Annotated in this window: 9 protein-coding genes; 8 read left to right on the top strand and 1 reads right to left on the bottom strand. The window is 62.4% G+C overall.

Annotated features, from left to right (window positions below):
• Positions 1-29: 29 nt before the first annotated feature.
• A complete protein-coding gene (locus NPS47_RS09490; RefSeq protein WP_274294733.1) occupies positions 30-1,040 on the bottom strand; it encodes an AraC family transcriptional regulator in 1,011 nt (336 codons plus the stop codon).
• Between the two features lie 277 nt (positions 1,041-1,317).
• Between NPS47_RS09490 and NPS47_RS09485 the strand changes: the two genes are divergently transcribed.
• From NPS47_RS09485 to NPS47_RS09450, 8 genes are all read left to right on the top strand, one after another.
• Positions 1,318-1,884, top strand: coding sequence for an RBBP9/YdeN family alpha/beta hydrolase (locus tag NPS47_RS09485; protein WP_274294732.1), 567 nt, complete (start codon positions 1,318-1,320; stop codon positions 1,882-1,884).
• Positions 1,885-1,969: 85 nt separating this feature from the next.
• Positions 1,970-3,925 carry a DUF1302 domain-containing protein gene (locus NPS47_RS09480; protein WP_274294731.1) on the top strand — a complete coding sequence of 652 codons (1,956 nt, stop codon included), beginning with the start codon at positions 1,970-1,972 and terminating at the stop codon, positions 3,923-3,925.
• A 42-nt stretch (positions 3,926-3,967) separates the two neighbouring features.
• Entirely contained in the window at positions 3,968-5,326 is a 1,359-nt protein-coding gene (locus NPS47_RS09475) for a DUF1329 domain-containing protein (protein WP_274294730.1), read from the top strand.
• A gap of 97 nt (positions 5,327-5,423) precedes the next feature.
• Entirely contained in the window at positions 5,424-6,491 is a 1,068-nt protein-coding gene (locus NPS47_RS09470) for a WD40/YVTN/BNR-like repeat-containing protein (protein WP_274294729.1), read from the top strand.
• 30 nt (positions 6,492-6,521) lie between these two features.
• A complete protein-coding gene (locus NPS47_RS09465; RefSeq protein WP_274294728.1) occupies positions 6,522-8,996 on the top strand; it encodes an efflux RND transporter permease subunit in 2,475 nt (824 codons plus the stop codon).
• Positions 8,989-10,785: an acyl-CoA dehydrogenase C-terminal domain-containing protein gene (locus NPS47_RS09460; RefSeq protein ID WP_274294727.1), complete on the top strand. Its 1,797-nt coding sequence runs from the start codon at positions 8,989-8,991 to the stop codon at positions 10,783-10,785. Before NPS47_RS09465 ends, NPS47_RS09460 begins: the two co-directional genes overlap by 8 nt.
• An 11-nt stretch (positions 10,786-10,796) precedes the next feature.
• Positions 10,797-12,440: a fatty acid--CoA ligase gene (locus NPS47_RS09455; protein WP_274294726.1), complete on the top strand. Its 1,644-nt coding sequence runs from the start codon at positions 10,797-10,799 to the stop codon at positions 12,438-12,440.
• Positions 12,441-12,603: 163 nt separating this feature from the next.
• The gene (locus NPS47_RS09450; RefSeq protein WP_274294725.1) at positions 12,604-13,311 is read left to right on the top strand and encodes a zinc ribbon domain-containing protein; all 708 of its coding nucleotides are present in this window, start codon (positions 12,604-12,606) and stop codon (positions 13,309-13,311) included.
• Positions 13,312-13,389 lie beyond the last annotated feature (78 nt).

Raw genomic sequence — 13,389 nt, 5'->3', positions numbered from 1 at the left:
CCAACCATCAAAGCCCAAAGCCCAAAACCTCAACGCTGCTGAACCCCATGCTGCACCCGCCAGGCCGCCGGCGGCATCCCGAACTGCGCAATAAACCAGCGCGTAAACGAACTGGGCATCGAATACCCCAACATATCCGCAATCCGCCCCAACGAATAACTGGGATTCTCCAGATAGCGAACCACCAGATCCCGCCGCACGCCGTTGATCAGATCACTGAAGGTCACCCCACATTCCTCCAGCCGCCGCTGCAAGGTCCGCACATTCATCCCCTGCGTCTGCGCCACCTGCTCGATCGTCGCCCGTCCCATCGGCAACAGCAGATAAATCGTCTTGCGCATCTCCAGCTCCAGCGACAACTTGCCCCCGGCCTGTAGCGTATCCAGATAACGCTGGGCCAAACGCGCCATCGCCTCGTTGGCCAGCGGATTGGCCGCATCCAGATCGGCAGCCGGGCAGACAATGCCGTTGAACTCACTGCCAAACACCAGCTTGCAACCAAAAATCCGCCGATGGATCGCCAGATCGGCCGGAGCGGCGTGGGTGAAGTTGGCACTGATCGGATGCCAGTGCGCCCCCAACACCGCAGCACACAGACGCCGCATGACACCGATCGCAAGCTCGGTGGCCTGACGACTGCTACGTGGCAGGTCGCTGACCACCTCTTCACGAATAATCACCGATTTGCCAGCGTCTTCGATGTGGATTGCCAGCGCATCATTGAGCAAATGCCGGTACTGCACGATCACCTGCAAGGCATCCCGCAGCGTGCGCTGATGACTGAGCAGCAGGCTGATCTCGCCAAAGTCGGACAATTGGCGCAATTCGGCCATGCGCAAGCCAAAGGTCTCACAGCCACTGACCCGTGCCGACTCTTCCAGCAGGGTAATCACGCTTGAGACCGCAAGGCGTTGGTTGGGATCATCCAGCAATGCCGCGCTCAGGCCCACCTGGGCCAGCAAGGCATGCGGGTTCAACCCCACGTGGCGCGACACTTCGAGGTAATTGGTCAAGCTTGCAGCACGGACAAGGGCGGTCATTTTATTGTTTTCCACGCATTTCTCATTAGGCGTCCCGCTTCTGTGGCGGGTTGCTTCTTATAGCCTGAGTGTCATCAAATGAAAAGTCGTTTGCTGCCCCTCATCCTGGGTCAGTTTCCGACTGTTCAAGCGTAGCGGACGGCTGCCCGCACCCGTGTCATCAAATGTGAAGTCACTGACGTTCAATGTAAAGCACCCAGGGGGAGGGGTGATTACTGTGACTCTCGAAGCGCTCCCCCAACGGGGTGAGCTGACTCTCCTGAGCATAGGTGCTGATGTGGAAAGATTGCATACCGCCGCTACCGTTCTGATCGTCCCCGGCCTGCGCGACCATGTCGCCGAGCATTGGCAGACGCTGCTCCAGGCGCGCCTGGAAAAGGTCCGCTCAGTACCGCCGTTGCAGGTCAACGGCCTGGACTGCAACGCCCGGGTCGAAGCGATCCAGCGCGAACTGGAGCAGATCGACGGCGACGTCGTGCTGGTGGCGCACAGCGCCGGTGTGTTGATGGTCGCCCATTGGGCCGCACGTTTTAACCGCAAGATCAAAGGCGCCTTGCTGGCGGCACCACCGGACCTGAACGCGCAATGGCCCGCAGCTTACCCAAGCCCGGACACCCTGCGCGCCAACGGTTGGGCGCCGCTGCCCATCACCCCCTTGCCGTTCCCCAGTATTGTGGCCGCCAGCAGCAACGATCACCTGGCCAGCCTCGAAGCCGTTACCGCCATGGCCGAAGGCTGGGGCAGCGAGCTGGAGCTCCTTGGCGAAGTCGGCCACTTGAACCCGGCTGCCGGATTTGGCCCATGGCCTCAGGCCGAAACCTTCATTCAGATTCTGGACCGTTAATCCTGCAGTAGTGCACGGACGCTTGACCAACGCCCGCATCAGTCGGGCGGCGATAACAAAAATAACAATTCGTGGAGTCATCGTAATGCCAAAACACCGCACTCATTGCGCTGTGCCGTCGCAGCGCCGTCTGCTGGTCTGTGCCATCGGTTTGCTCGCTTTGCCTGGCGCTCAGGCGTTTGAACTCGATACCGGGAACGAAGACTGGGCCGTGCGCCTGGACAACACCGTCAAGTACAACTACGGCGTACGCACCGAGAGCGCCGACAAACGCATGCTGGCAACGCCGAACAACAACGACGGCGACTACAACTTCCGCAAGGCCGGTACCAACATCACCAACCGCGTCGACCTGCTGACCGAGCTGGATGTGATCTACCAGGGCAACATGGGCTTTCGCGTCAGTGCTGCCAGCTGGTATGACAAGGCTTACGAGAACACCGGTTCCAATTCCAACCCGTTCGTCAACGGCAACGGCGACACTTCCGGCATCGTGCCGAGCCTGAACGGCTTGCCGGGTACCGGCACCCCGCTGGGCAGCCCGCACCTGAGCAACTATGCCCAACGCTACTACACCGGCCCGTCTGGCGAAGTGCTCGATGCGTTTGTGTTCATGAGCACTGAAGTGGGCGAGAACTCGCAACTGAGCGGCAAACTGGGCCAGCACAACCTGTTCTGGGGCGAGACCCTGCTCAACCCGGTGCACTCGCTCAGCTATGGCCAGTCCGGCCTGGACCTGGCCAAGCTGGCGGCCTCGCCGGGCACTGAAGCCAAGGAGCTGTTCGTACCGCGCAATCAGCTGTCCACCTCGTTCCTGGTGAACCCGGAACTGACCATCGGCGCGCAGTATTTCTTCAACTGGGATGCCGCTCGCTTGCCGGAAGCAGGCACCTACTATGGCGGCTCCGATGTGGTGGGTGAGGGCGCCCAGAGTTTCCTCCTGGGTCACACCGGCACCCCCGGGCTGATCCCGGTGCGCGGCGCGCTGACCAGCATCCGTCGTGGTGACGACCTGACCCCGAGCAACAGCGGTGACTGGGGCGTGATGGCCAAGTGGTCGCCTGAATGGCTGGGCGGCACCGTGGGCTTCTACTACCGCAAGACTTCGGAAATCCTTCCGCAGGCCTGGCTTGATACCCGTGGCCTGACGGTTTCCCGTGGCCCGTTCGGCAACCCGCCAGCCGGTCGTCAGGGCGCGGTTGGCAACCTCTACAACTCGCTGCAAAGCGCCACTTACCAGTTTGCCTACGCCGACAACATCGATGTCTATGGCCTGAGCCTGTCCAAAGACGTCGCCGGCATCAGCGTCGGCAGCGACCTGAACATCCGCCACAACATGCCGCTGGCGAGCATTCCGGCGATCGTCAGCGCGCCGGGCCAAGGCGGCCTGGCTGGAGGCTTCGGTCTGTTGCCGCCACGCCTGCCGAGCAGTGGTGTGATCACTGACGTGCCCAGTGACGGCGACGGTCTGAGTGCCACCGGCCAGACCTTGCACTGGACCCTCAACGGCCTGATGACCATCGCCGATACGCCGCTGTTCGATAGCGCCACCCTGTTGGGCGAACTGTTCTACAGCAACCTGCTCAAGCTCGATGGCCACAACGAGGCCTTGTACAAGGGCAAGAGCAGCTACCGCGGGATCGACAAACCGACCCGTGACAACTGGGGCATCGCCGTCAACTTCACCCCGACCTGGTACCAGGTCATGCCCGGTGTCGACCTGAGCATGCCGCTGTCGGTCAACGTCGGTCTCGATGGCGTCTCGCCGGTGCAGGGCGGCGGCGCCGAGGACACCGGCAACTACGCGGTGGGCGTCAGCGCCGCCGTTTACAACCAGTATTTCGTCGACCTCAAGTACGTCGACAGCTTTGGCAAGACGCAGTCGTGCAAGAACGGCCAGACCGATGGCACGACTCCCAATGCCCTGGACGGCGAGCAGGATTACACCTGCTACGGCGGAGGCTATGCCTCTTTTTCTGGCGGCGGGGCGACCACTGAGGACCGTGGCGCGCTGTACCTGACCGTTAAAACCACTTTTTAAGTCACGTCTTTCCTTCAGACATCACGCAGGAAAACAATCATCATGAACTACGTGCGTACACTTTTAGCTACCTGTCTGTCCCTGGCTGCAATCCATTCTGCCCAGGCCGCTGTATCCAGCGACCAGGCAGCCCGCCTCGGCACCAGCCTGACCCGCATCGGTGCCGAAAGCGCCGCCAATGCCGACGGCTCGATTCCCGCCTACCAGGGCGGGCTGGTTACCCCACCGGCCAGCTTCAAGAACGGCGACAGCATGCGTCCCGACCCGTTTGCCGGGGAAAAACCGCTGCTGGTCATCAATGGCAAGAACGCTGATCAGTACAAAGGCCAGCTGACGGCGACCACCCAGGAGCTGCTCAAGCGCTTCCCGACCTTCTCGGTTGATGTCTACCCGACCCACCGCACCGTGGCGCTGCCTGCGCAGGTGCTGGACAACACCGCGAAAAATGCTGTCGGTGCGCACAGCCAGGAAGGCGGCGCAGCCGTTGAAAACGTGCTGCCGGGGATTCCGTTCCCGATTCCGCAGACCGGTGCCGAGGCCATGTGGAACTTCCTCCTGCGCTACCAGGGCGTGAGCATGGCGGCCAAGTACGACTCCTGGAACGTCGATTCCGCGGGTGTGCCGACCCTGTCCACCACCGGTCAAGCCAACATCAGCTACCCGATCTATGAGGACATGAACAAAACCATCGGTGCCAAAGACACCTACTACCAGATGAAGCTGGTGTACACCGCGCCTGCCCGCCGTGCCGGTGAAGCGATGATGCTGCGTGACGCTGCCAACCCGCTGGTGCAGCCACGCAGCGCCTGGCAGTACCTGCCGGGGCAGCGCCGGGTGAAGCTGGCGCCGAACCTGGCCTACGACACCCCCAACCCGGGGACCTCGGGCTCGGGTACCTATGATGACGTGTTCGTCTTCAACGGCGCCCTGGACCGCTACGACTGGAACCTGGTCGGCAAGCAGGAAATGTATGTGCCTTACAACACCTACAAGCTGACCTATAACACCGACATCAAGCAGCTCATCACCCCCAACCATCTGGCGCCGCAGTTCGTGCGTTGGGAGAAACACCGCGTGTGGGTGGTCGAGGGCAAGCTCAAGGACGGTGCCCGTCACATCTATCACAAGCGCCGCTTCTACCTCGACGAGGACAGCTGGATCGCTCTGGCCTCCGACCAGTATGACGCCCGTGGTCAGCTGTACCGTGGCTCGTTCGCCTTCCTCAGCCAGAGCTACGACAAACAGACCCCGGACGCCACGCCTTTCATGATCTACGACCTGATCGGCGGCACCTACAACCTCAATGGCGTAGTCGGTGCTTACGGCGGCATTCGTTACATCGACCCGCTGTCCAAAACCCAGTGGTCGCCTGAGTCGCTGGCTGGCGCCGGTATTCGCTGAATCCGCCCACAAGGTAGGTACGCTCCGGCATCGCCCCTGATGCCGGAACGTTTGTCGAGCAGCCTGCTGCGTGCAGCGGCGATCCGGAGGACCCGGTATGTATTTTCTCAAGCGCTGTACTGCGTTGATGCTGACGTGGGCCGCCCTTCAAGGTGCGGCACAGGCCGCGCCCTACACGGATGTGCTGGATCTGCCGGCCATGCCCAGCGTCCTGGCGACGGTCAGCCCGTTGCGTGATGTGACCAACCTCGGCGCACGCCTGGTGGCGGTCGGCCCGCGTGGGCACATTCTGTATTCCGATGACAACGGCGGCCATTGGCAACAGGCCAGCGTGCCGGCCAGTGCCGACCTCAACGCCGTGAGTTTTCCCAGTGCCGAGCAGGGCTGGGCAGTCGGTAACGACGGCGTGATCCTGCACAGCCGCGATGGCGGCGTGAGTTGGCAAAAGCAACTGGACGGTCGCGTGCTCGGCGAGCAGGTGCTGGCCTACTACCGCGCCCAGGCCCAGGCCGCACCGCAGGACGAACGTTGGCCTGCACTGATCGGCGAAGCTGAACGGCTGGTGCAAGAGGGCGCCGACAAACCGTTTCTGGATGTCTGGTTCGCCGACGAACACAACGGCTTTGCCGTCGGTGTCTTCAACCTGCTGCTGCACACCACTGACGGTGGCCAGCACTGGACGCCGTGGCTGGAGCGCAGCGACAACCCGCAAGGCTTGCACCTGACCAGCCTCGCCAGTGTCGATGGTGCGCTGTACATCACCGGTGAGCAGGGCTTGCTGCTCAAGCTCGACACCGATGGCCAGCACTTCACCCGGCTGACCACGCCTTACAGCGGCACGTTCTTTGGCGCCACCGGCAAGCCGGGGGTGCTCCTGGTCTATGGCTTGCGTGGCCATGTGCTGCGCAGCACCGACGGCGGCCAGCAATGGCAGCCAGTGACCACCGACCTTGCCAACAGCATCACCGCAGGCAGCCTGGACAGCGCCGGACAGCTGTGGCTGCTGAGCCAGGCCGGGCATGTACTGCTCAGCCGCGACGACGGCGCCAGTTTCGCCCAGGTCAGGCAAGCGGCGCGCACACCGATCAGCGCGGCGGCATTCGATGCTGCCAGCGAACTGGTGCTGGTGGGCGAACGTGGCGTGCGCACGCTCGCCGTTGAATAACTGCCGTCCCCATAACAAGAGAAAAACCTGATGGCCACTATCCAACAAGACACCTTGCCGGTGATCCGCACCCTCGGCGAATTCGACACCCGCTCCGGCAACTGGCTGGAACGCCTGGTGTTCAATCATCGCCTGCCGTTCATGCTGATGATGCTGCTGGCGACCCTGGTGCTGGGGTTCATGGCCGTGACGCGCCTGGAACTGCGGCCCAGCTTCGAGAAGATGATTCCGCAGAGCCACCCGTACATCCAGAACTACCTGGAAAACCGCCAGTCGTTGCGCGGCCTGGGCAACTCTCTGCGGGTGGTGGTGGAAAACACCCAAGGCGACATCTTCGACCCGGCCTACCTGCAGACCCTGCGCCAGATTAACGACGAGCTGTTTCTCAGCCAGGGCGTGGACCGCGCCTGGATGAAGTCGTTGTGGAGCCCGGCAGTGCGCTGGACCGAAGTCACGGAAGAGGGCTTTCAGGGCGGGCCGGTGATGCCCGACAGCTATCAGGGTGCGGCGGCCGACATCGAGCAGCTGCGCCAGAACATCGAGCGCGCCAATATCGTCGGCAGCCTGGTCGCCCGCGACTTCAAGTCGAGCATGCTGATCGTGCCGCTGCTGGACCAGGATTCGGCTACCGGCCGTGGCATCGACTATCACGCGTTCTCGCAAAAGCTTGAGCAACTGCGCAGCCAGTACGAGGCGCAGGGCCCTTACAAGATTCACGTGATCGGCTTTGCCAAGCTGATGGGCGACCTGATCGACGGCCTGATCCAGGTCATGCTGTTCTTTGCCCTGGCGGTGCTGACCACGCTGGTGATCATCTACCTCTACACCCGCTGTGTACGCAGTACCCTGCTGGTGGTCCTGTGTTCGTTGACGGCGGTGGTCTGGCAACTGGGCATTGTCGCCTGGCTGGGTTATGCCATCGACCCTTATTCGATCCTGGTGCCGTTCCTGATTTTCGCCATCGGCGTGTCGCACGCCGCGCAGAAAATGAACGGCATCATGCAGGACATCGGCCGCGGTACCCATCGTCAGGTGGCTGCGCGCTACACCTTCCGCCGCTTGTTCGTCGCCGGTGTCACCGCGCTGCTCGCCGATGCGGTGGGCTTTGCCGTGCTGATGCTGATCGACATCCCGGTGATCAAGGACCTGGCCATCACCGCCAGTATCGGCGTGGCGGTATTGATCTTCACCTCGTTGTTGCTGATGCCGGTGGCACTGTCCTATGTCGGTGTCGGTCGCAAAGCCGCCGAGCGCGCCTTGCGCATCGACTCGCGGGCCGCCGAGCACCGTGGCTTCGGCAAGCTCTGGGACCTGCTCGATCGCTTTACCACGCGCAAGTGGGCGACGGCGGCCTTGCTGGTGGCTGCAGTGCTGGGGGCAGGGGGCTTTGCCCTGAGCCTGCATTTGAAGATTGGCGACCTCGACAGCGGTGCTCCGGAGCTGCACGCCGACTCGCGCTACAACCGCGACAATGCCTACATCACCGGCCATTACGCGCTGTCCAGCGACACCTTCGCGGTGATGATCAAGACCGCTCCCGAAGGCTGCCTGCGTTACCAGACCCTGGTGCTCGCCGACCGCCTGGCCTGGGAGCTGCAACAACACGCCGGGGTGCAGACCACGCTGTCGCTGACCAACGCCGTGCGCCAGATCACCGCCGGTACCTACGAAGGCAACCCCAAGCTCAACAGCATCCAGCGCAACCAGGATGTGCTCAATTACGCCGCGCAGCAGGCCTCGGTCAATGCCCCGGAGCTGTTCAACAACGACTGCTCGCTAATGCCGGTGATCGCCTACCTCAAGGACCACAAGGCCGACACCCTGGATGAAGTGGTCGCGGTGGCCGAGCGCTTCGCCCAGGCCAACAGCAGTGAAGACCGCCAGTTCCTCCTCGCCGCTGGCAGCGCCGGTATCGAAGCGGCGACCAACATCGTTGTGCGTGATGCCAACCGCACCATGCTGTTGCTGGTGTACCTGGCCGTCACTGTGTTCTGCCTGATTACCTTCCGCAGCTGGCGCGCCACCCTGGTGGCGGTTGTACCGCTGATGCTCACTTCGGTGCTGTGCGAGGCGCTGATGGTGATGATGGGCATCGGGGTCAAGGTCGCCACCTTGCCGGTGATCGCCCTGGGCGTGGGCATCGGCGTCGACTATGCGCTGTACCTGCTCAGCGTCCAGCTGCACTACCAGCGTAAAGGCATGCCGCTGTCCGAGGCCTATGAGAACGCCGTCGCCTTTACCGGTCGGGTCGTCGGCCTGGTCGGCATCACCCTGGCGGCCGGGGTGGTCGGTTGGGCCTGGTCGCCGATCAAGTTCCAGGCCGACATGGGCATCCTGCTGACCTTCATGTTCCTGTGGAACATGCTCGGTGCGCTGATCCTGATTCCGGCGCTGTCGTACTTCCTTCTGCCTGGCAACAAGGCCCAGGTTACCGCTCCCGGTACCGTCACTGACGACCGGCTAAAACACACCACCCAAGCAGTCGAGTGTTCGCAAAATGTCTGATTACCTTCCACCTTTGCGCGATATGGATTTTCTGTTCAATGAGGTCTTCGACATTCCGGCCGTCTGGTCACGGATTCCAGCGTTGGCCGAGCAGGTCGATGCCGACACGGCCAAGGCGATTCTCGAACAGGCCGGCAAGCTCATTGCCCAGGTGGTGGCCCCGCTCAATCGCAGCGGCGACGAGCAGGGCTGCCGCTGGGAAGAGGGCCGGGTGATCACCCCGGACGGTTTCGCCGACGCCTATCGCCGCTACGCCGAGGATGGCTGGGTGGGCGTGGCCGGTGCCGTGGAATATGGTGGCATGGGCATGCCCAAAGTGATCGGTGCTCAGGTCGAGGAAATGCTCAACGCCGCCAACCTGTCCTTTGGCCTGTACCCGATGCTGACTGCCGGCGCCTGCCTGTCGCTGCTCAATCACGCCAGCGAAGCACTCAAGGCCCAGTACCTGCCGGCCATGTACGAAGGGCGCTGGACCGGCTCGATGTGCCTGACCGAACCCCATGCCGGCACTGACCTGGGGCTGATCCGCACCCGCGCCGAACCGCAGGCCGACGGCAGCTACCGCATCAGCGGCACCAAGATCTTCATCACCGGCGGTGAGCAGGATCTGTCGGAAAACATCATTCATCTGGTGCTGGCCAAGCTGCCGGATGCGCCGCACGGTGCCAAGGGTATCTCGCTGTTCCTGGTGCCGAAGGTGATGGTCGAAGCGGACGGCTCGCTGGGCGAAGCCAACGCGCTCAGCTGCGGGTCGATCGAGCACAAGATGGGCATCAAGGCCTCGGCCACCTGCGTGATGAACTTCGATGGCGCCGTCGGTTATCTGGTCGGCGACCTGAACAAGGGCCTGAACGCCATGTTCACCATGATGAACTACGAACGCCTGGGTGTTGGCATTCAGGGCCTGGCGCTGGGCGAACGTTCTTATCAGAACGCCATCGAGTATGCCCGTGAGCGTCTGCAAAGCCGGGCACCCACTGGCCCGGTAGCGGCTGAACAGCCTGCCGACCCGATCATCGTGCACCCGGACGTGCGCCGCATGCTGCTGAGCATGAAAGCCCTGAACGAAGGCGGGCGGGCGTTTTCCACTTATGTCGCGCTGCAGCTGGACCTGGCCAAATACAGCCAGGACCCTGCCGAGCGCAGCAACGCCGAGGCACAAGTGGCGCTGTTGACGCCGGTGGCCAAGGCGTTCCTGACCGACATGGGCCTGGAAGCCACCGTCCACGGCCAGCAGGTGTTCGGCGGCCATGGTTACATCCGCGAATGGGGTCAGGAGCAGTTGATTCGCGATTGCCGCATCACCCAGATCTACGAGGGCACCAATGGCATTCAGGCCATGGACCTGGTGGGCCGTAAACTGGTCGCCGACGGTGGCCGCGCTTACGCCTTGCTTTCCGCGCAAATCAAAGCATTCGCCCAATCCCCCCGGTGGGAGCGGGCTTGCCCCGCGATGACAGCTGAGTTCAGCGCCCCCCTCCTGGCCGCAGTCGAAAACCTCGACGAGCTGACCGCCTGGCTGCTCGACCGCGCCCAAGGTAACCCGCAGGAAATCGGTGCAGCAGCAGTAGAGTACCTGCATGTGTTCGGCTACACGCTGTACGCCTACATGTGGGCGCAGATGGCCGATGTCGCCCTGAAACAGGAGCCGCAATCCGGGTTCTACGCCAGCAAACTGGGCACTGCCCGGTTCTATTTCGCCCGTCTGCTGCCGCGTATCCAGTCGCTCAGCGCCACGGTCAAGGCCGGCAGTGCCAGCCTGTTCCTGCTCGATGCCGATCAACTGTGAAGGACCCCGAGATGATCAACACCCGCGTTATCACCCCGGCTCCCGGGGCCTATAGCTATCCATTGCTGATCAAGCGCCTGCTGCTTTCCGGCGTGCGCTATCAACCCGGCCAGGAAATCGTCTACGCCGACAAGCTGCGCTACACCTACACGACCTTGCTGGAACGTATCCAGCGCCTGGCCAATGTGCTGGTGCAGTCCGGGGTCAAACCTGGCGATACCGTGGCCTTGCTCGACTGGGACAGCCACCGCGCGCTGGAATGCTTTTTTGCCGTGCCGATGATCGGTGCGGTGCTGCACACGGTCAACGTACGCCTGTCTGCCGAGCAGATCCTCTACACCATGAACCATGCCGAGGACCGCCTGGTGCTGGTGCATGACGATTTCCTGCCGCTGATGGAGCAGCTGCAGGGTGAACTGCAGACGGTGGAAGGCTTTATCCGCTTCAGCGACGCCGAGCCGTGCGCCACTGAACTATCGGTGCTGGGTGAGTACGAGGCGTTGCTGGCCGCAGCCGACAGTCAGTTCGACTTCCCCGACTTCGATGAAAACTCGCTGGCGACCCTGTTCTACACCACCGGCACCACCGGCAACCCCAAGGGCGTCTACTTCACCCATCGTCAGTTGGTGCTGCATACCCTCAACGAGCTGGGCACCTTTGCTGCCTGTGGCGGCGAGCCGTTGCTGCGCTCGGGTGATGTGTACATGCCGATCACGCCGATGTTCCATGTGCATGCCTGGGGCGTGCCGTATGTCGCCACCGCCCTTGGCATCAAGCAGGTGTATCCCGGGCGCTACGAGCCCAACCAGCTGGTGCGCCTGTTCCGGGAAGAGCAGGTGACGTTCTCCCACTGCGTACCGACCCTGCTGCAGATGATGCTCGATTGCGATGAGGGCCGCAGAACCGACCTGGTCGGCTGGAAAATGCTCCTCGGCGGCAGCGCCTTGACCCAGGGGCTGGCGGCACGGGCAAGTGCGCGCGGGATTCGGGTGCACTGCGGTTACGGTATGTCCGAGAGCTGTCCGCTGCTGTGCCTGACCAGCCTGACCCCCGAAGACCTGGCTCTGCCGATGGAGCAGCAGGTACCGCTGCGGATCAACGCCGGTGTGCCGATCCCGCTGGTGGACCTGCGCATCGTCGATGAGCAGGGCCATGACGTGGCGCACGACGGTGAAAGTCTGGGTGAAGTCGTGGTGCGCGCGCCGTGGCTGACCCAGGGGTACCTGAAAGAGCCCGAGCAAGGCGCCGCGTTGTGGGCTGGCGGCTGGATGCACACTGGCGACATGGCTTGCATCAATGACCGTGGGGTGGTGCAGATTCGCGACCGGATCAAGGATGTGATCAAGACCGGCGGCGAGTGGATCAGCTCGGTGGCGCTGGAAAGCCTGATCAGCCAGCACCCTGGCGTCGATTCGGTGGCGGTGGTGGGGATCGCCGATGCGCAATGGGGCGAGCAGCCGCTGGCCCTGGTGGTCTGTGTCGCGGGTGTGCAACTGGATCAAAAGTCCCTGGCGCAGCACCTGCAGCAGTTTGTCGACAGTGGCCGCCTGAACAAATGGGCGGTGCCCCGGCACGTGCGGTTTGTCGAGGAGATTCCGAAAACCAGCGTCGGCAAGATCAACAAGAAGCTGATTCGCGAAATTCACGCCTTGTAGGTACTGCGGTTGAATCTCTGTGGGAGCCAGCCTTGCTGGCGATGGGATCGACGCATCGCCAGCTGCTACGCGGTGCCTGCATCGCTGGCAAGGCCAGCTCCCACACGGGGCGGTCAGGCGTTACAATCGTCCTTCCATTTTCAAGGACGAAAGGACGCTGTTGATGACCGTCACGCTGTGCAAGTCGTGCAACCAACCCGTAGACCACGATGCCATCGTTTGCCCGAACTGCGGCGAAGACCACCCGGCGGTGAACACGGCCAGACAGCTTAAAGTGATCGCTGGCGTCGGGGGTGTGCTGGTCCTGGTTCTTGCGCTATTTTCTGGCTGGAACAACACTGCACCAGCCCCTGTCCCCCCTATCTTCGCCGTCGACGAGTCGGTGGAGGTCCGTGCACCTCGCAGCCCGGTGAAGGTACAGAACGGCCAATTGGTGTATTACGTGACGCTGGGGATGACACCCAAGCACTACGCCGATCGTGTGAACGCAACCTTCAAAGCGCTCGACAAGCCTTTTGCCATTGACCCGACGGACATCGAAACGGGGCAGGCCCTTGATTTTCTCAACGCAGCGCTCGGTTCCTACGTTGCCCTGACCGGCTCTGTGGACAAAGAAACCGGTTACCTGACCAGTATCGCCCTTTTTGCCTCCGGCGATGATACGCGGGCCTCGGGCGAAGAGATTCAGCTGGTTGCCAGTGTCGCCTTGGCGGGCGCATCGCCCGACGCCGATCACGAGGAAATCATCAAGCGCTTCAAGGACATGGTCTTCAACCAGGAACCCTACCGGCACGGTCATGTGGAGTTCAAAGCCGGGGTCACGCAAATGATGGGCGCCTGGTTTTCAGCCGATCCGATCCAGCCTGATTGACTTCGTAGCCTGCCAGTACTGCCATCAACGTGGAACAACGATAAGGGTTGTTCCCGCTTCACTTTAAGCTCACGCCAT

Source organism: Pseudomonas putida (assembly GCF_028682475.1).
GTDB lineage: Bacteria > Pseudomonadota > Gammaproteobacteria > Pseudomonadales > Pseudomonadaceae > Aquipseudomonas > Aquipseudomonas putida_AG.
The sequence above is the reverse complement of the archived record's forward strand: the minus strand, read 5'-3'. Positions and strand labels throughout refer to the sequence as shown.